The sequence below is a fragment of the Nostoc sp. FACHB-892 genome, from assembly GCF_014698795.1.
Taxonomy (GTDB): domain Bacteria; phylum Cyanobacteriota; class Cyanobacteriia; order Cyanobacteriales; family Nostocaceae; genus Nostoc.
In genome coordinates this window covers 250,478-269,839 of the sequence record NZ_JACJTR010000009.1, presented here as the reverse complement: position 1 = coordinate 269,839, position 19,362 = coordinate 250,478, and the positions used below count along the sequence as shown (strand labels likewise).

The following is a 19,362-nucleotide window of genomic DNA, read 5'->3' as shown; positions in this document are numbered from 1 at the left end:
ATATCATCGTCTAAGCAAAGATTATGAGCGTCTAACAGAAATGAGCGAAGCGGCTATATATGCTGTTATGACTAGAATTATGCTACGTCGTCTTGTCTCCTAAAGATTTACTTTATAAATAATCTCTAACAGTGGTCACATTAACACCAAGGATAGTACTTGGCAAGACAGTAACACTCACGATCGCAAGTAGTTACACATATACATATATTTTATGTATACCATGAGCTTGAGCGATCGCTAGAGAATATGGAATTGTGCGTCCATAAAAAGGATAAGGTTCCAAAGTTACGTACATTTGTAAAAAGTCGAAAGCTTTGCCTTAAATCTGATTAAGTGCATCAGCCTCAGCGTTTTAGCGTAAATTATCTAGATAAATTACACTAGCAATAATTAGTTATCTCTTGCTAAAAAAATTTCTATATCAAAACTTAGTAACTGTCACACTAATACCAGTACCAGAATCGAGTTTAGGAACCTTAAAATACTCAATTGGCTCAGTACTTTGAGAAGTTTGGGTATTTGTTGGCTGTTGACATTGCTTAAAGAAAGATTCTGGGTTATTGATAAACTTAAGAGGGTTCATCTTTTCGCATACTTGCTCCTGTACTAACAAAATTGATTCAGCAGTTTGTTTGGGATTATTGGTCTGTCCGATAAAATTACTCCATGTAGCGTTAATCGTGGCTGGCTTTGTCAATAAAACTCCAGCCTGATTGCGATACTGAAACGGCTCCACCGGAGCATCGCCTGTTGTTATAGAAACATTTTCTTGGTTAGCATAGGCGCTCTGAGAGACAGTCAGCGCACTAATCAAAACGACTAAGGTAAGGGAAGAGAATTTCATAATTCAATATCTTTACATTTAATATAAGTTTAATAATTACAATTAGCTAGATACAGAAACCAAAACATAGCAACCTGGTTTTAGTCCTTAAGGTTAACACAGGTAGCAAGAAGTTTAGTTAAACTCCAGTTAAAAATATAGTAAAGTTTAGTCAAATTTGGATTTTTGTCTAAGAGGGGGCAGTTGAGCAATCCATGCTCTAAGGATGTCGGAATTTGACACCCGTCTGTTCATTGCTTTCTGCTACAAGTGTGCTAGCTCATATTCTTTTAACCGTATTAATAAGTAGATTGGCGTAAAAGTTTCTTGTTGGCATATAAGGCAGGAGAAACAAGGATTGTAGCCTAATTAAATTAATCTTTCTTTATATAGTTTGGTTTGATTATACAAACTTACTTACTAGTCATTTATCTTTTATGCATGTTACCATACATTTACACAGATAAGACAACGCATATATTGTGAGACAAACTTTGGAAGGAGTATTGTGCGTCTATTGCAAAATACAAACAAGGTGATTGCAAGTTTACGACCTAAAATACGGGATAGAAACATAATAGCGGGCACTCTGCTGTCATTTCCACACATAAAACCACATCAAAAAAAGTCTTGCATCGGTCTGAGGAAATTAAACTGATTGTGAGCCATTCCAAGTTCGATACTTAAATCACACAATTATATTATTGTCATTCCTGTATCCCCCTCAAAATTGACCATTTATTATTCTCAGCAAGAATTAATTGTTGTTGAAAGCTTTTAAGCATCATCTTATATAAATATCGATCCAGTCGTTCTAAGCCTCTCTTTCCACTGCCTAAAGCCTTCCTATGAAGTGCTTCTATTGCTTGCTGACTGGCACAATTGCTTAATTCGTTACTCTTAAGGAATTAATTTATCTTGTCTTTTCAGGATCATCAAATAGGCAACGAATATACTAGTATTTGTATAAATCTTTTATGAAGTTCTGTAATTCAGTGTTCTTACATAATATGATGTTGATTACTAGATTATTAATCAATACTTCCATTAGTAGTTACACAAATCTAAGTTAACCAAGAAAAATGGGAAGCCACTAAATCAGGGAGAAAGCTGTGAGTTATCCTGTTGTTACTATCAAGATAATATCAAGAGCAATAAAAAATAAGATTTCGACTGATAAAACTATTGAGTAACCTTAATACAAATGCATTAGCTGACAATCAACGCAGATATTATTATATCAAACTAGGCTTCAGTACTAGTGTTGGCAAAACCTGAGAAATATTTCCTGTAAATAAACTTTTTTCTAAAATTTGTATATATTATGACGATGGAATCTTTACCACAATTTGAAGAAGTAAATATTCAGAAATACTTAGAAGTTATTCAACGGCGTTGGCTACCTCTAGTCGGAATTTTTAGCATAGCTGTTACCCTTGGATGCTTGTATGCATTTTCGCTAAAACCCTCATACAAGGCAGAAGGAAGTTTGATGATTAAAACAAATCGTTCTTCCTCACTTACAGGATTATCGGAAGACATAGGACGCTTGGAAGCTTTGAATGTCAACGACAATCCCCTGGAAACTCAGGTAAGAGTTATTGGCTCAAATCCAGTACTTGAGAAAACAATTAATTCCCTCAACCTCAAAGATAGTAAAGGCAAAGTGCTCTCGATTCCCAATTTTGCAAAACAACTAAAAATAGAAGGAATCAAAGGCACTGATGTTGTACAACTTTCTTATAAAGGTAGTGATCCTGAACTAGCTGCCAAAATCGTCAATCAAGTTATCGACAATTATATCGACCTAAATATCAAGGCTAATCAGAATGAAGCACTGATAGCCAAAGAGATTCTCGTAACGGAAGTACCCAAAGCTGAGGAAATTGTCAGAAGAGCCGAATCAAAACTGCGGGTATTTAAAGAACAGAATAAAGTTGTTGTCCTGGGACAAGAAGCAAGCGCAGCAGTTGATACGATTTCCAAGTTAGGAAACCAAATTTCTCAAGCTTTAGCTCAATTAGATGATGTCAAAGGTCGTTTAGGACAGTTACGCAGTGAAGCTAAGATAGATTCACTGCAAGGTGTAATCGCATCTGACTTGAGTCAAGCACCTGGAGTTCAAAAAGTACTTATCCAACTCCAAGAAACAGAAAGTCAACTAGCAGTAGAGCGGACTCGTTTTTCACCTGAACACCCTACAATTACTAGCTTACAAGAAAAAGTCGTAGCTCTTCAGAGCTTACTAAAAGAGCGGACGGGACAAGTCGCTGGTAAAGCGCAGATAACAGAAGGAAATTTACAGATTGGACAATTGCGCCAAAGCCTGATTGCAGATATTACTCGTGCTCAAGCAGAACGCGTCGGTTTAGAAAGGCAAATTGCCACACTTATACGACAGCAAAATGCCTATATCAAACGAGCAAATAATTTGCCAAGGCTAGAACAGAGCCAACGAGAGCTAGAACGGAAACTGCAAGCAGCTCAAACGACTTACGAAACACTATTAAAGAAACGCCAAGAAATTGATATTGCCCAGAACCAAAAGATTCCTAATGCTCGTGTCATTTCCTACGCTTTAACGCCAGATAAAGCGGAAGGGCCTCGCAAAATACTGTTTATTATTGGTGGAGGAGGAGTTGGTCTTTTCTTAGGTATCATTTTCGCCTTTGGCTTAGACTTGATAGACCGCTCGGTGAAGACGGTCAAAGAGGCCAAAGAAGTCTTGAGATATAGTGTTTTAGGTGTGATTCCGACACAAGCCAGAAATGGTAAGGCTCATTCTTCTATAGCAGGACTCGATAGAGCTATTCCCAAAATTATTGGTAGAGATATTCCTTACTTCCCTGTTGGCAACGCATACCAAATACTACAAGTGAACTTGAAGTTCCTCTGTTCTGATAAACCGCTAAAAAGCATTGTAATCACGAGTTCTGTTGCCAAAGAAGGAAAATCTGACGTATCTGCAAATTTAGCTGTAACTATGGCTCAGGCAGGGCGGCGGGTATTGTTGGTGGATGCAGATATGCGTAATCCCATACAGCATCATATCTGGGGGCTAACAAATGCAATGGGACTAAGCAATGTCATTGCTGGACAAGCTTCTTTAGATACAGTAGTGCAAGAAGTGATGCCGAATCTTGAGGTTCTTACTTCTGGAGTTTTGCCTCCTAACCCAGTAGCAATGCTAGATTCTCAACGCATGGCAACATTAATTAGTAACTTTGGGATAGATTATGATCTTGTAATTTTTGATACTCCTCCTTTGTCAGGAATAGCAGATGCTGCTGTTTTAAGTACCCTGACTGACGGGATCTTATTAGTCGTTCGTCCTGGAGTGGTTGACCTTAACAGTGCGAGTTCAGCAAAAGAGTTTTTAACTCAGTCAGGTCAGAAGGTATTAGGGATAGTCATAAATGGTGTGAATACTAAAAATGAACCTAATAATTATTTTTATGGCAATAAAAAACAACGAATTGAGCAAGATTTAGTATCTAGCAGCTTAACAACATTTTCAAAAGAGCGTTAAGTTCTGCTAGAGATTGCAAAAGCAAGCCTTACTACAAGCATTTAAACCAAATTTTTTAACTGGAGGACTAAATTAATGGTACTAAGCAAAAACCTCAAGCAATTTGTAAAAGCAAACACTCCATTAGCTAAATGGAAAGGCTCTCTTTTCACAAATGCAATAATTTTCAAAAATTACGTAAGAAACTATGATATATATCAAAAAATTTTAGCTCCTCAAGAAAGTAATGAATTATTGACTAGCCTTATTAAAGATAGTAAACCTTTTATGATTAGTCGCTTTGGTAGCACAGAAGCTTATTGCGTAAATCAATATTTAAAAGGCGGATATAAGGGAGCTATATTTGAGTCAATATCTAATGATTCTGGATTTTTTCCAGTAGATGAAAAGCATCTAGATCGATTTAGTCAACTTTTTTTAGAATCTTCAAAATCTATAGATGCTTTAGGAGTATGGTTTCAAATTGGAGAACCAGAAATTATCAGAATTTCTTGTCGAAGAGCTTCTTTAGTTGAGTTAAATGCACTTGAACCTTATTATTACGAAGAACCTTGGAGCAAGTATCTGGAAGGAAAAAAGGTTTTAGTCATTCATCCTTTTGCAGAAACGATCTCATCACAATATAAAAATCATAGAAAGTTTCTTTTTGAAAATCAAAATATTCTACCTGAATTTGAACTAAGTACCATAAAAGCAGTTCAGTCTCTGGCTGGGACGCAAACTCAGTTTAATACTTGGTTCGATGCCTATGATTGGATGCGTAATAAGATTAAAGCTCAAGATTTTGATATAGCTATTATAGGATGTGGTGCTTATGGACTTCCATTAGCTGCTTACGTTAAATCTTTGGGTAAACAGGCTGTGCATCTTGGAGGAGCGACTCAAATTCTTTTTGGAATTAAAGGAAACCGTTGGGATAAAATTCCGTTTTTTCAGTCTCTTTATAATGAATACTGGGTGAGGTGTAGCCCTAACGATGTTCCTACAAATCCCTTAAAATATCCAGCATATTGGTAATATTAGGTTGTCAAAACTATAGCGGTATGCAGTCTTCTTAGGTACATTTACATGGCTGTAAACAATCTATAACAGGTTTTGGATGTATTTCACTCAAGCGCACACCGCTATATCTATCTTCTCTTTTTAATATGGATAAGAATAAAATCACAACATCTTGTTTAATTAATAATTATAATTACGCTGAATTTCTCCCAGAAGCAATTAATAGCGCTTTAAATCAAACAGTTAAATTTGATGAAATTATTATTGTTGATGATGCATCTACAGATAATTCTGCGGAAGTCATCGCTAAATTTACTCAAGTAGCTAATGTTAAATTCATCTTTAAAGAAAAAAATCAAGGACAATTATCATCCTTTAATGAAGGGTTTTTAGCTGCAAAGGGGGACATTGTATTTTTTTTAGACGCAGATGATATTTATGAACCTCAATATTTAGAAACTGCCCTAAATTTTTATAAGAAACGTAGTGAATGTGATTTTCTATTTTGTGCGTATAAAAAATTTGGTGCAATAGAAGAAACATTCCAAACTGATAAAGTTGATCTAGATTTAGGTTATTCAGTAATCAGAACTTTATATACTGGTGAATGGATTGGCTCCATAACTTCAACATTATCAATACGTAGAGAAATAATTAGAAAATTTTTACCTATTCCAAATATAGAAGATTGGCGTGTAAGGGCTGATGATTGTTTGGTATGGGGAGCGTCTTTGGTAGGGGCTAAAAAATTTTATATGTCTAAACCTTTAGTAATGTATAGAATACATCCAAATAATCAGTATCATAATAAGAAATTTTTAGACATAGACCAAAACTATGAATACAAGAGATTTTGGAAACGAAATTCTTTATTTAATTACATTATGCAAAAGAATACTTTTAGTTTCCCCTTATTATTAGCTTTCACATCTATCAATGAGTTAAAAACAATACCATGTCCAAAATATGATGATTTTATTTCATATTTTAAAATAATATTTTTGTTTGAGCATAATTATTTTTGGAAAGCAAAAGGCATTATTTTCTTGTTTAGCTATTTTTTAAAAACTTTGCTCATTAGTAAGTTAACAATAGTCAATAAATAATGTGAAAATCGGAATAATTTCATATCACTTCTAACTAAATAAAAATATCACATGATTAATTAATAAAATAATGTTAAAAAAATTCAAACTTACAAACGTACCAAAATTTAAATCTAGTTCTGGGCTGCGTGCAATTATTACCAATACAGGTTGGTTGTTTGCTGACCGCATTCTCCGTATGGGTGCAAGCTTGGTCGTAGGAGTATGGGTAGCACGCTACTTAGGAGTACAGCAGTATGGTCTTTTTAACTATGCTTTAGCTTTTGTTAGCTTATTTAGCCCAATTTTCACTCTAGGACTGGACGATGTAGTAGTTCGACATATTGTTCGTCAATCATCAAATAAAGAGGAAATTTTAGGAACAACTTTTTGGCTAAAATTGCTGGGTGGAATTGCTTCTGTCTTATTGGCAATTAGCACTATGCTTTTCTTAGGTGAGCGTGAAACATTGAAGATATGGCTAGTTGCAATATTAGCAGTAGCAGGAATTTTTAGGGCAGCTGATACTATCGAATTGTGGTTTCAATCGCAGGTGCAGTCAAAATATACAGTGATTGCTAAAAACTCAGCGTTTCTGCTAAACAGTGCCATCAAAATCGCACTAATTTTAACAAAAGCACCATTGTTAGCTTTTGCTTGGGTAACATTAGCAGAATTTGCAATGAGTGCAATTGGCTTGCTGATTGTTTACCAAGTCAAAGGATCTTCATTGTGGTTATGGCGTTGGAGTTTTTCTGCTGCTAAAACTCTTATGAAAGAGAGTTTACCTCTAATGTTTTCAGGCTTCGCTATCCTGATTTTTATGAAAATTGATCAGGTGATGTTAGGCCAAATGATTGGGGATAGTGAGGTTGGGGTTTATTCTGCTGCTGCCAGGGTTTCTGAAATTTGGTATTTTATCCCAGGAGCTATTGTTTCTTCTGTTGCTCCTTCAATTTACATAGTTAAGGAAAAATCGGAAAGTCTTTACTACCAAAGAATAGGACAATTACTCAGTCTAATGACGTGTATATCTTTGGCAATTGCTCTTCCAATGACATTTCTATCAGACAGGATAATTCTGATAATGTTTGGAAGTGGATATGCAGAAGCAGGAGCAATACTAGCAGTTCATATTTGGACTTCCTTATTTGTATTTATGGGTCTTGCAACATCACCCTGGTTTATAGCTGAAGGTTTGAACCATGTTTCTTTGGGTAAGACTTTATTTGGGGCTATATTAAACGTCATTCTCAATTTATTACTGATTCCTAAATATGCAGGGCTTGGAGCGGCGATCGCAACCATAATATCTCAAGCTGCTGCTACTTTTTTCTGTAACGCATTTGATCCAAGAACACACAAAATATTTAAGATTCAGGTACGATCACTTCTACCTTTTTATAAATATTGATCGTTATCATCTAACCTTTCCATATCAAGAACATTAGCCAAATCAATCAAAGATGGAAACACCAATAACTTTTATTATCTTCAAACGTCCACAAACAACAGAGAAAGTTTTTGAAGCTATTCGCAAAGCCAAGCCAACAAAACTTTTTGTAATTGCAGATGGCCCCCGTGTTGACAGAGAAGATGAGGTAGAAAAGTGTCAAGCAACTCGGGCAATTATTGAAAGGGTTGATTGGGACTGCGAAGTTATCAAAAACTATTCTAATATCAACTTAGGCTGTGCAAAACGAGTATCTAGCGGTTTAGATTGGGTATTTAATAATGTTGAAGAAACAATTATTTTAGAAGATGATTGTATCCCTCACCCAACATTTTTTAGGTTTAGTGAAGAACTCCTAGAAAAATATAGAAACGATACCAGAATCACTACAATTTCTGCTCAAAATCTTCAATTCGGACGAAAACGCACAAATTATAGTTACTATTTCTCTCGCTACAATCACTGTTGGGGTTGGGCAAGTTGGAGACGTGCTTGGCAACATTATGATTTGACGATCAAACTCTGGAAAGAGGTGCAAGCAGAAAACCTTTTACATGACATTCTTGCAGATCCAAAAGCAGTAAGTTACTGGCGACGGATATTTCAGTCTGTTTACAACAATCCTACTGGTATAACCTGGGATTACCAATGGACATTTGCTTGCTGGATGCAGGGTAGCTTAAGCATTATTCCCAATGTTAATTTAATCTCTAATGTTGGTGTTGGTGCTGACGCTACTCATTTCACTTCCAACCAAGAATTTTCCTTCATCAATATGTCGATGCAAGCAATGGAATTTCCTTTAAAACATCCACCGTTTATTGTGAGAAATATAGAAGCAGATAACTTTACACAAAAAACAGTTTATAAAGCAACTGCATTGGATATTTTTAAAGAAGAAGTGAAGAAAAGATTGAATTACTCAACGATAAAAAAATAGTGTTATATTTAGTTAATTAATAAATTAAATTTCAGCAATGAAGGTAAAATTAACAGAAAAAATCTTAACCATTTTACTCTTACTTATCGCTGTAGGTGCGTTAACCATACATCCTGCACAAGAAGTTTCTATGTCTACCCTTGGAGGTGATAAAGTAGATACTTTTTTCAATATAGTTTCATATTCAATTTTATTTTATTTCGTGATTTTATACTGGAAAGGTTTTATTTATGTAATTACAAAAAGTCCATTCCAGTTTATTTTATTAGCAATAATTATATTTTCTATATTATGGTCAGAAGACCTAAGTTCTACTTTAAAAGATATAAAAGGTCTAATCCGAATATATTTTCTTGCTATTTATTTAGCAATGCGTTATCCCCTTAGGGAACAAATGAGGCTAATAACTTGGGCGCTTGGTGTAGCTGCATTATTATCTATGATGTTCTCTGCATTCATACCAGGTTATATTCACATATCACCTGAATTATTAAATATGTGGAGCGGCATTTATGGTCATAAAAATGAATTAGGTTACATGATGACTTGGAGTGCAGGAGTTTTTTTACATCTTGCCCTTAGTAGCTATAGATATCGTTGGTTGATGTGGGCGCTATGTGGATTATCTATCTGTCTAATTATCCTCACACGTTCAACAACATCTTTAGCTATTCTATTGACAATGATATTACTTTTACCTTTCTACCAATCCTTTAAAAAAACTAATTATAAATTACAAGTTGTGATGATTACTTTCGCTTTAATGTTACTCATTATTCTTTCAATATTACTGATCAATAATGCTGAAACTGTAGTGGGCACTTCTGGGAAAGACCTTACTTTGAATGGGCGCTCTGATCTCTGGGAATTAGTGATAGCTAAGGTTTGGGAAAGACCTTGGCTAGGTTATGGATATTCTGGATTTTGGACTAGTAATGCTGCATCTAATCTGAGAGCTACTTATGATTGGGCGAGTAATGCTCACAATGGCTTTTTACAACTCTTATTAGAATTAGGCTTTTTAGGTTTCCTGACTTTTGCAGTAGGATTCATCCGGTTCTTTGTAATGGCACTAACTCGAATCGTTTCAGTGGCAGAAAAACCAGAAGATTATTGGCCAATGCAGATGCTAATTATTATCGTCATAGTGAATTTCTCAGAAGCAAGGTTATTAACTCCCAGTTGGAATTGGTTGATGTATCTTACAACCTCTTTATCTCTAACTCTTAGTTTACAGAGAACACCAATATATAAATAGATCAATGGTTTACGTACTTACATAGTTGAAAGGAGAAAAATCATGAAAAAGTTAAATTTTGGATGTGGACACAGATTTTCGTCGGGATGGATAAATATAGATTTTAATTCTGAGCATCCGGAAGTAATTGCCCATAACTTACTGCAACCGCTTCCATACCCTAAAGATTATTTCGATGTAATTTATAGCAGTCATGTTTTAGAGCATTTTTCTAAAGACACGGGAGAAATGCTAGTGAAAGAATGCTATAGAGTTTTAAAACCTCATGGTATTTTACGCATCGTTGTTCCTGATTTAGAAAGAACATGTCGTGAATATTTAAGAATTATCGACAGTATTGAAAATCAAGAAGCAAGGAAGGAATATGAATGGATTATTATTGAGTTAATCGACCAATTGGTTAGAACAGAACATGGTGGATTGATGAAAACTTATTGGCGACAAATACTTGAAAGCAATGATGAAGTATCCATTAACTATGTAGAATCAAGAACAGGTGTGAATATCAAAGAAGAGATAGCAACTAATAATACTAATTCTTTGTTGCAAAAGGTATTTACTATCAATCAAAATAAACTCAGAAACAAATTTAAGTACCTCTACATCGATATGGTTAAGAGGTTAATACCACGGTATGTTCGTAAGTCTATGTTAGATGAAACTTCCCTTGGTGAGAAACATAAGTGGATGTATGATAGCTATAGTATGAAAACTCTTTTTGAAAGAGTTGGTTTTTCGGATATTAAATTCTTAGATGCCCATACAAGCGATATTCCAAACTTTAGTAATGAAGTCTTAGATATTAATGCTAATGGAACAGTATATCTACCAGGCTCGTTATATTGTGAGGGCATCAAGCCAAACAAATAATACTGATTAGTAGTTACTACTCGCGTGAGGTACACTCAAACCCCTAATTGAGAAGTTTATTATTCTCATACGTGTACCTCATCCAACCGAGAAATGCTATATCTGCAATAGAGAAATAGTATTATCAAGTAGATTTTTTCAAGTTAGATAGTAGTAATATGAACGTCTTGCTCCTTAGCACCCAAGATGTAGCTGGTGGTGCGGCTCGTGCTGCATATCGCTTACACAAGGGCTTACAAAATATTGACTTACAATCACAAATGCTGGTGCAAGAAAAATCTACTGATGACAAAACAGTAATTGCACCTAAGATCAGATTATTTCAAGGCATCGCTAAGGCAAAGTTGACATTTGAAACCTTACCTTTAAAGTTTTATTCTCAAAAACAAAATACTCCATTTTTTATTCAATACTTACCAGATGGAGTTATTTCTCAAGTTGATAAAATTAATCCAGACATAATCAATCTGCATTGGATTAGTGCAGCTTTTATGCAAATAGAAACTCTTGCTAAACTAAAGCGCCCTTTGGTTTGGACAATTCATGATATGTGGGCATTTACTGGAGGATGCAGTTATGCTGGGGATTGCGATCGCTACCAAATATCCTGTGGAGCCTGCCCTCAACTGAACAGTAAAAAAGATAGGGATTTATCCCATTGGGTATGGCAACGTAAAGCTAAAGCTTTAAAAAATTTAAATTTGACAATTGTTTCGCCAGGTTCTTGGTTAGCCGAATGCGCCAAGTCTAGTTCTCTGTTTAAGCATTTGCGAATTGAAGTAATTCCCAATGGGCTGGATACTCAGAAGTATAAACCTGTTCATCAAGGTTTAGCGCGAGAATTATTGAATCTACCTTTTGATAAACAACTTATTTTATTTGGAGCGCTGGATGCAACCAATGACTCTAGAAAAGGTTTTCATTATCTGCAACCAGCACTTCAAGAATTAAGTAAATCTGGCTGGAAAGATAAGTTAGAAATCGTTATTTTTGGTGCATCTAAACCCGAAAACTCACCTGAATTGGGTTTTAAAACACACTACTTGGGACATTTACACGATGATATATCTTTAGCAACTGTTTATTCAGCCGCTGATGTGATGCTTGTACCGTCTCTTCAAGAATCTTTTGGACAAACAGCTTCTGAATCACTCGCTTGTGGTACTCCGGTTGTAGCATTTAATTCTACTGGCTTAAAAGATATTGTTAATCATCAGCAAAATGGCTATTTGGCTAAACCTTATGAAGTTGAGGATTTTGCCAAAGGAATTACTTGGGTACTTGAAAACGAACAGAGGCTGCAAAAGTTGTCATTCTATGCTCGTGAGAAAGCAGAACAAGAATTCACTCTAGAACTCCAAGCACGTCGTTATTCAGCTTTGTTTCAAGAAATATTGATGATGGCAAAGAAATCTTCATTTAGAAATTAACTTAGTAAATCAATACTTCATGATATGTCATTACCTATAGCTTTTATAATTTGTACAGAACCTGGTCGTTTAGAAGGTCAATCCTTGATGCTTGCAGAAAGTATTCGTAAGTTCTGCGGCGAATTGAAAAATACACCCATATATAGTTTTCATCCTAGAGTAGGTGAACCGATATCAAAGCAAACTCAACAAGCGTTTGAAGCATTGCAGGTGATTCATCAGCAGCTTCCTATAAATCGAGAATTTCATGCATATTATCTAGCTAATAAGCCCCTGGTTTGCGCCTATGCAGAACAAAACATTGATGCAGAAATATTAGTTTTTTTAGACAGCGACAAATGCTTTTTTTCGGAACCAAAAGAATTTTTATTACCATTAAATTGTAACGTAAGGATGCGTCCTGAGTATGGTCAAGGAATCGGTTCTACAGGTCTACAAGATCCTCAAGAATGGTACTGGCAAAAGCTATATGAAGTGCTGGGGGTCAAGCGTGAGGTATTTGTTGAGACACCAATTGGTAATAAAAGAATCAGAGCCTACTGGAATTCTGGTTTGATTGCTGTGAGAAGAAGTGCAGGTATATTTACAGCTTGGAAAGAGAATTTTGAAAAAGTAATGCGGATGGATATTACTCCTCCTCAGGGTATTTATTTTGTTGAACAGTCTGTTTTGTCTGTAACTTTATGCGCCTTGGAAGAAAAGGTCGAACATCTCCCTCCTAATTATAGCTATCCATTACCTTTACATAACCGATTATCAAAAGAACTACAAATTAAACATTGGGATGATATTGTATCTATCCATTATTTCAACTTATTCTTTTATAACGATTGGAATGCACAAATCAAAAAATTGAAGAAACTTAATAACAATTCAGATAAATATCGATGGCTGTGTCAAGACGTTGTCAGACTCAATATGCCTCGTGTATCAGTATTGCATCGATATATGTTGGTAGTCAGAAGAATGGAACAAAAATTAAAAAACTTGAATTTAGATATTAATTTGAGTGGCTGGATAGAAAGGATGGCTAAACTTTAAATATAATCGAAAAAAGAAAAATTAAGGTGTTTGTCTCTGAAGATGATGTTAATTATGTAAAAGTGAGGCATAGACTTCTTATTTACATTGAATATTTTCATAGAAACTAGATAAGGGAAATGAGATGAGAAAAGCCAATTTAGCTGTAGTGATGACTTGTCATAACAGGCGTAATACAACTCTTGCCTGCCTACATACTTTATATGAGCAAACAAATCATTGTGATGTTTATTTAACTGATGATGGTAGCTCTGATGGAACTGCACAGGCTATCAAAGCAGAATATCCACAGGTACACATTCTTCAGGGTAATGGCAACTTATTCTGGGTAGGAGGGATGCATCTTGCCTTTAGTGAGGCGATAAGAAATCAATATGATTATTATCTGTGGTTGAATGATGACACGTTTTTAGAAGCCAATGCTATCAGCAACTTATTACAGATTTATCACAATTTAGTTGAACAAGGGTATCCAGATTCAATTGTAGTTGGTTCAACTAAAGATCCAATAACAGGAAGAGCAACCTATGGAGGAGCATTAAAATCTAAAAAGTGGTATTCTAACAAGTTTGAATTTTTAAAACCAAGTTCAGTCATCCAACAATGCGATGCTATGTATGGTAACTGTGTGCTAATCCCTAAAACTGTTGTCGCAAAAGTTGGCAATATTGATACCGCTTTTGTTCACACTTTAGGAGATTTAGATTATGCCCTCAGAGCGCGTAAATTGGGTTGTCAAATCTGGGTAGCTCCTGGATATGTTGGTACTTGTACTAAAAATTCTATCCGAAATAGTTGGGTAGATACCAATTTAACTATACTAGAACGCTTGAATAAAGTGTTACAAATTAAAGCTTTTCCTTTGAAATCCTGGACTGTATTTTGTAGCAGGCACTCTGGACCATTCTGGATACTTTACTGGTTTTTACCCTATATCAGAGCAATTATTGGTTACAAAAACTTAGCAGTTTCTCCCACTTTCTCTGAGGATATTAACCCAACTAACTCATAGTTTTGACCCTTTGACTAAAGTTATTTTCTAAGAGTATTTTCATAATTCTTTACCATCTGAATAAATTAATGAATGTCGACCTCAAACATGAATTTATTAAATTTTAAAATAATCAGCGATCGCTATTATGGGTAAACGCTTACTAATTGTCTCAACACTAGATTCTAGTCAACCATTTGGTGCTTTTACTAGACCTTTTTATCTTGGACAATATCTAACTGAACATTTTGATGTGTTTCAACTAGGGTTAGATTGTTCATCTATTAAATATGCACCTTTTATTTCAATTGGATCAAGAAGTCTAAAGTCATATATTCAAACTATAAAAAAGTGCATTGAGGATTTTTGTCCAGATATCATTTATGCTCAAGAAACATTACCCGGATTAGCTGCTTTAATTTCACTGAAGCTTATAAAATGTAAGAAGCCATCTCTTGTATTAGATTTTCATACATTTTCAGCATATGAATACTGGATGCGTTTGTTTTCAGTTGCTAATCCTTTCAAGGAGTTTGTACAATGTATTAAAACATATATTGCTCAGGGAATTTTGATATTCTCTGGTAGCCCAATTATTGCCGCAGGTGACTCAATCCCTAAATTAATTTCCCAGTGGTATGGTAAAACTCCACAGCAGATTTATAGTATCGGCAATGGTGTAACTGAAGATTTGTTAAATACTGGATCGTTTTTGGAAAAAGATCCCTATCAAGCATTCAGACCTGCAAAAATAGTGGTTCTTATTGCTCCTAAAACATTTCAGTTTCCAAGCAATGATATGTCTGTATTAATGACTATTGAGATTGCTAAATATCTTGAAAAACATCAGCAAAAAATACATTTTGTGGTTATTGGCAGAGATAGTAATGATATTTTAGCACCGATACCTTCTAACATTTCTTTTTTAGGATTTTTACCTAAAAGAGAAACTTTTCTTACTCATCTTAAATATGCAGATATTGCTTTGCTGCCATTCTCTAAACAAGCAGTAGCAGGTGGCGCTCGCAATAAAGCATTAGATTATTTTGCTAGTAAAAAGCTAGTAGTATCAACACCAGAAGGTTTACGAGGTTTAGAAGAATTTCGCCATTTAGAACATCTTTTAGTAACAGGATACTCCACTGAGGAAGTCGCTAGCACATTACTGGATGCAGCTTCAAATATTGATAAATACCAATCACTTGTAGATACAGCATATACCCTAATTACAGAAAAATATTCTTGGAATGCGAGAGCGCAAAATATCGCGGAAATTCTTATTAAAGTCAGTCATTCTTAGAGAATAAACTGTTGTGCGTATAACTTGCACTTTTTATGAGTTGGAACCTTTATTGCAAGATGCAACATTATCTATTTACCAAACATATTTAACTAAGAATAGCAGTATTTAGATATTGCTAAAAACTAGTTTTTAATACTCACGTAGCTGTGAGCTAACCTCTCATACTTTCAAAATAAAGTTAAATCATGAAAAATAGATTTTCTTATCAACTTCTTGGGGTTAAAGTAGATGCACTCTCTATCCCAGAGTTAAATTTATTGATTGAAGAATCTATTGAGAAGAAGGAAAAATGGATTATTGCTAATCACAATATGCATAGTCTTTATCTCTTCCATAATGATCCAAGAATGCAAGCTTTTTATGCCAAAGCAGAGTATACCCATATTGATGGTATGCCTATATTGTTTATTGGAAAGCTATTAGGTTTTCCCATGAAACGAGAACAAAGAGTAACCTATGCTGACTGGGTATGGCCTTTGATGGCGGAAGCAGCTGATAAAGGTTGGCGTGTATTTTATTTAGGTTCAAAGCCAGGAGTAGCTGAAAAAGGAGCAAGTATTTTGTGCCAGAGATTTCCTGGGTTACAGATTGCTTGCGCTCATGGCTATATTGACATGAATAAAGATAGTCAAGAAAATCTTGCTACTCTGGCTGCAATTAATGCTTACAAACCTCATGTATTGATGGTGGGGATGGGTATGCCACGTCAAGAGCGTTGGATTTACGAAAATCTTGAACGTATTAATACCAATACTATTTTGACCAGTGGAGCCTGTATTGACTATGTAGCAGGAGCAATACCCACTCCTCCTCGCTGGATGGGAAAGGTTGGCTTGGAATGGTTGTATCGCTTGTTGTCTGAGCCTAAAAGACTTTGGAGACGTTACTTACTTGAGCCTTGGTTTGTAGGCACATTATTTTTACGAGAAATTTGGAGTATGCCAAGTCAACAAAAAAAGAATAGAATCGTGCGATTTATCAGTACAAAATTTTAGAAATTTCTAGCGTGATTGAGTCTCGCCAAGCTTTACCAGTAGCTCGCTCAATTCGTGATGAATTGAGCGAGCTACTGTTTTAATACCGTTTCTTTGTGAAGCTGCATATATTTACCCCCCGGCTACGCCGTCCCCCCTTCACAAGCAGGGCTGTTTCATTCGCGAAAGAGCTTTAAAAATCAAGGGTTCTAGCGATTAAAAATTAGTTATTTTGTTACCAGCGTGCCGATGAAACTAACTATTCTACTGATAGTTCAGTGCTTAAATGTTCATCTCTTCGTCACGCTTACTTACAATTTTCTCGCTAACCATCTTAACAAATCTTGTTTGAAATGGAATAAATCAGCCCTATCCTTCACAAGGGGGGACTGATTATATGCATCTTCATACAGAATTGGTATAACCACAATACAGTTCAGTTAAACCTAAAACTCTTTGCCAAAGTCAATTTTTTTAACGAACCGCCAAGGACGCATTCGCGCAGCGTCTCGTCAGAGAAGGACGCAAAGAGAAGAAAGAAATGCTTAACCCAAGCGTATTGCCTTAAAAGCGCTATTTACGTCTAGGTGGAGTATAAGTTGCTTGCTGAAAAGCTTGGGCAATAGCATTGCGGGCAGATTTAGGTTGCAGGTTTTCATCAAAAGGAAGCGGACGCAGAAATTTCCAAAGATTAGGATTGCCCCTAAAGGTTGTTTTTGGCATCCAATCGGGATGACGTATCCAGGTATGGCGGTCGGTAAGCCCCCATGTAATTACAGTATCAACTTTAGCCGCAAAGCACAGATCAAGATATCGTTTGTAACTGTCGGCTACCATCTGGTCTAGCTTTTTAATACTATCGGGCAATGGGGTATCAATAATAATATCTAATTCTGTAATTATTGGTTTAACTTCAAGATCGTTAAGCCGTTTTAAGACAGAATTAAATCCTTTCTCGTCAAAACTATAGGCAGTAGAAAACCATAGATGTGATTGGATACCTGCTCCGTCAATTTTAACACCACTATTCTTCAGGTATTCAACCATTTTTAAAAAACGGTCTGATTTCCATGTAGCGCCTTCGATACCAAAATCGTTTAGGTAAAATTTCTTGCTGTTATCAACTGAAGCTGCAATTAAAAACAAGTCTCGAATTAATTCTGGTTTTACCCCTTTACGCAAACCGTAAGTAGAGTTGTTAGTTTCATTTTCATTATCAGCAATAATTTCATTGGCAATATCCCAAGACTTTAAAACGCGGCTATTGCGATAATGTTCCATGACTCCTTTAACATGGCGTTCGATCATTTGAAGCGTAGGGGGGTAAGGAAGCCAGTCTGGTCTTCCCATGTGCCAGAAAAGGGTATGCCCATGTAATTCTATATTATTCTTTAGGCAGAAATCGGCGATCGCATCTGCTGATTCAAAGGTAAATTTTCCTGGCTGTGGTTCAGTAGCATTCCATTTTAATTCACCATTCGGTGTCACAACCGAACATTCACGAGCAATCAAATTAGCGTAATCCTTCTGTTTTAGCAAAATATCACTAGCAATTGCTGCGCCATAACGCTTTCCTTTGGCAGCAGCTAATTGCCGAAGGGGAGTATTTATATTAGTATAATTAGCTACAGAATAATTTGTTTGATTGTCGTCTTTTTGCTTATCCTTTTGTAAAAACCCCATAGTCAATAAGGCAGAAAGGGTGGTATATCCTGCTCTTGTTAAAAATTTTCTCCGATAAGGCATAAGTTGTACTTAACTAAAAACACATAGATTATTATATTATGAAAACAACTTTTTATACTATTTTAGGCTTAGTTATGGTTCCCTTATCTATTTGTTCGATTGAAATCAATCAACTATGCTTTTACATATCAGCAATAAAGATGTTACTCTAATATATAACGCTCGTTCGATATAAAAAAACTGAGTAATGCCCAAGATTGTTGACCATGAGCAATACCGTAAAGAACTGCTCGACAAGTGCTTTGATTTATTTGCCCAAAAAGGCTATGGTTCGATCACTATGCGCCAAATTGCTGAAGGATTAGGGGTTTCTACTGGTACGTTATACCACTATTTTCCTAGCAAACAAGCTCTATTTGAGCAATTGGCTCAGGAGATATGTGAGCAAGATTTAAGTACAGCATTAGCTGAACTAGAAGGAGCGCAAACGCTGCAAGAATCAATGGAAGCATTAGGAAGATATCTAGTGAGAAACGAAGATTACTTTATTAAATGGACTTATATTTGGATTGATTTTTGCCAACACAAAGACTCTAAAGAAATGTTAAAAAAGAGCGTTTTTAAGCAGACTAATCAGCGCTATCAGAAGGCGATTTCCGATTTATTGGGTATTCAAGATTCGGTATTGGCTTCCTTTGTTTTGAGCTTTGTAGACGGTTTAATTCTGGAGAAGTTATGGGGTAATGACACAATTGATTTTATTGAACAATGTGCGTTGCTAGGCAAAATGCTGACGGTATATTTACCGCAACATACAGTAGTGTCCGGGAGTAAGACAGCCTTTATGTCAGGTTTAGAGAGCTAAATTATGTACTTCATGATTATTGCAAACTACTGTGTGTAAAGCAATATTTATCAGTGCTGATTGGCAATTATCAATTAATTTTACATAGATAAAAATTTTTTTAGGAGAG

General features: G+C 35.5%; 15 protein-coding genes and 1 pseudogene. 14 read left to right on the top strand and 2 right to left on the bottom strand.

Annotated features, from left to right (window positions below; translation table 11 throughout):
- Positions 1–103 (top strand): annotated as a pseudogene (locus H6G96_RS15270) (IS5/IS1182 family transposase); the annotation flags it as partial.
- Positions 104–424: 321 nt separating this feature from the next.
- Here the strand turns inward: H6G96_RS15270 and H6G96_RS15265 are convergent.
- Positions 425–847, bottom strand: coding sequence for a hypothetical protein (locus tag H6G96_RS15265; protein ID WP_190912245.1), 423 nt, complete (start codon positions 845–847; stop codon positions 425–427).
- Positions 848–2,150: 1,303 nt separating this feature from the next.
- On the opposite strand from H6G96_RS15265, the gene H6G96_RS15260 reads away from it, so the two are divergent.
- The 12 genes from H6G96_RS15260 (at position 2,151) to H6G96_RS15205 (ending at position 16,723) form a co-directional block, all read left to right on the top strand.
- Positions 2,151–4,355, top strand: coding sequence for a polysaccharide biosynthesis tyrosine autokinase (locus H6G96_RS15260; protein ID WP_190912244.1), 2,205 nt, complete (start codon positions 2,151–2,153; stop codon positions 4,353–4,355).
- 75 nt (positions 4,356–4,430) lie between these two features.
- Positions 4,431–5,372 (top strand): hypothetical protein, encoded by a 942-nt coding sequence (locus H6G96_RS15255; RefSeq protein WP_190912243.1) that lies wholly within the window; start codon positions 4,431–4,433, stop codon positions 5,370–5,372.
- A 131-nt stretch (positions 5,373–5,503) separates the two neighbouring features.
- Positions 5,504–6,463, top strand: coding sequence for a glycosyltransferase family 2 protein (locus H6G96_RS15250; protein WP_190912242.1), 960 nt, complete (start codon positions 5,504–5,506; stop codon positions 6,461–6,463).
- A 70-nt stretch (positions 6,464–6,533) separates the two neighbouring features.
- Complete coding sequence (locus tag H6G96_RS15245; protein ID WP_190912241.1) at positions 6,534–7,856, top strand: flippase; 1,323 nt, start codon at positions 6,534–6,536, stop codon at positions 7,854–7,856.
- 52 nt (positions 7,857–7,908) lie between these two features.
- Positions 7,909–8,835, top strand: coding sequence for a glycosyltransferase family 2 protein (locus tag H6G96_RS15240; protein ID WP_190912240.1), 927 nt, complete (start codon positions 7,909–7,911; stop codon positions 8,833–8,835).
- A 37-nt stretch (positions 8,836–8,872) separates the two neighbouring features.
- Positions 8,873–10,093 (top strand): O-antigen ligase, encoded by a 1,221-nt coding sequence (locus H6G96_RS15235; protein ID WP_190912239.1) that lies wholly within the window; start codon positions 8,873–8,875, stop codon positions 10,091–10,093.
- 42 nt (positions 10,094–10,135) lie between these two features.
- A complete protein-coding gene (locus H6G96_RS15230) occupies positions 10,136–10,963 on the top strand; it encodes a methyltransferase domain-containing protein (protein ID WP_190912238.1) in 828 nt (275 codons plus the stop codon).
- 158 nt (positions 10,964–11,121) lie between these two features.
- Positions 11,122–12,393 (top strand): glycosyltransferase family 4 protein, encoded by a 1,272-nt coding sequence (locus H6G96_RS15225; RefSeq protein WP_190912237.1) that lies wholly within the window; start codon positions 11,122–11,124, stop codon positions 12,391–12,393.
- Between the two features lie 24 nt (positions 12,394–12,417).
- Positions 12,418–13,434, top strand: coding sequence for a hypothetical protein (locus tag H6G96_RS15220; RefSeq protein ID WP_190912236.1), 1,017 nt, complete (start codon positions 12,418–12,420; stop codon positions 13,432–13,434).
- 124 nt (positions 13,435–13,558) lie between these two features.
- The gene (locus H6G96_RS15215; protein WP_190912235.1) at positions 13,559–14,446 is read left to right on the top strand and encodes a glycosyltransferase family 2 protein; all 888 of its coding nucleotides are present in this window, start codon (positions 13,559–13,561) and stop codon (positions 14,444–14,446) included.
- Between the two features lie 127 nt (positions 14,447–14,573).
- On the top strand, positions 14,574–15,725 hold the full coding sequence (locus H6G96_RS15210; protein ID WP_190912234.1) for a glycosyltransferase family 4 protein: 1,152 nt from the start codon (positions 14,574–14,576) through the stop codon (positions 15,723–15,725).
- A 188-nt stretch (positions 15,726–15,913) separates the two neighbouring features.
- On the top strand, positions 15,914–16,723 hold the full coding sequence (locus tag H6G96_RS15205; protein WP_190912233.1) for a WecB/TagA/CpsF family glycosyltransferase: 810 nt from the start codon (positions 15,914–15,916) through the stop codon (positions 16,721–16,723).
- A gap of 552 nt (positions 16,724–17,275) precedes the next feature.
- On the opposite strand, the gene H6G96_RS15200 is transcribed toward H6G96_RS15205, so the two are convergent.
- Positions 17,276–18,448 carry an endo-1,4-beta-xylanase gene (locus H6G96_RS15200; protein WP_190912232.1) on the bottom strand — a complete coding sequence of 391 codons (1,173 nt, stop codon included), beginning with the start codon at positions 18,446–18,448 and terminating at the stop codon, positions 17,276–17,278.
- Positions 18,449–18,635: 187 nt separating this feature from the next.
- On the opposite strand from H6G96_RS15200, the gene H6G96_RS15195 reads away from it, so the two are divergent.
- Positions 18,636–19,253 carry a TetR/AcrR family transcriptional regulator gene (locus H6G96_RS15195; RefSeq protein WP_190912231.1) on the top strand — a complete coding sequence of 206 codons (618 nt, stop codon included), beginning with the start codon at positions 18,636–18,638 and terminating at the stop codon, positions 19,251–19,253.
- Positions 19,254–19,362 lie beyond the last annotated feature (109 nt).

Excerpts from the sequence above, each read along its gene's own strand:
- H6G96_RS15265 (WP_190912245.1), bottom strand. The coding sequence starts at position 847 with ATGAAATTCTCTTCCCTTACCTTAGTCGTTTTGATTAGTGCGCTGACT.
- H6G96_RS15260 (WP_190912244.1), top strand. The coding sequence starts at position 2,151 with ATGACGATGGAATCTTTACCACAATTTGAAGAAGTAAATATTCAGAAA.
- H6G96_RS15255 (WP_190912243.1), top strand. The coding sequence starts at position 4,431 with ATGGTACTAAGCAAAAACCTCAAGCAATTTGTAAAAGCAAACACTCCA.
- H6G96_RS15250 (WP_190912242.1), top strand. The coding sequence starts at position 5,504 with ATGGATAAGAATAAAATCACAACATCTTGTTTAATTAATAATTATAAT.
- H6G96_RS15245 (WP_190912241.1), top strand. The coding sequence starts at position 6,534 with ATGTTAAAAAAATTCAAACTTACAAACGTACCAAAATTTAAATCTAGT.
- H6G96_RS15240 (WP_190912240.1), top strand. The coding sequence starts at position 7,909 with ATGGAAACACCAATAACTTTTATTATCTTCAAACGTCCACAAACAACA.
- H6G96_RS15235 (WP_190912239.1), top strand. The coding sequence starts at position 8,873 with ATGAAGGTAAAATTAACAGAAAAAATCTTAACCATTTTACTCTTACTT.
- H6G96_RS15230 (WP_190912238.1), top strand. The coding sequence starts at position 10,136 with ATGAAAAAGTTAAATTTTGGATGTGGACACAGATTTTCGTCGGGATGG.
- H6G96_RS15225 (WP_190912237.1), top strand. The coding sequence starts at position 11,122 with ATGAACGTCTTGCTCCTTAGCACCCAAGATGTAGCTGGTGGTGCGGCT.
- H6G96_RS15220 (WP_190912236.1), top strand. The coding sequence starts at position 12,418 with ATGTCATTACCTATAGCTTTTATAATTTGTACAGAACCTGGTCGTTTA.
- H6G96_RS15215 (WP_190912235.1), top strand. The coding sequence starts at position 13,559 with ATGAGAAAAGCCAATTTAGCTGTAGTGATGACTTGTCATAACAGGCGT.
- H6G96_RS15210 (WP_190912234.1), top strand. The coding sequence starts at position 14,574 with ATGGGTAAACGCTTACTAATTGTCTCAACACTAGATTCTAGTCAACCA.
- H6G96_RS15205 (WP_190912233.1), top strand. The coding sequence starts at position 15,914 with ATGAAAAATAGATTTTCTTATCAACTTCTTGGGGTTAAAGTAGATGCA.
- H6G96_RS15200 (WP_190912232.1), bottom strand. The coding sequence starts at position 18,448 with ATGCCTTATCGGAGAAAATTTTTAACAAGAGCAGGATATACCACCCTT.
- H6G96_RS15195 (WP_190912231.1), top strand. The coding sequence starts at position 18,636 with ATGCCCAAGATTGTTGACCATGAGCAATACCGTAAAGAACTGCTCGAC.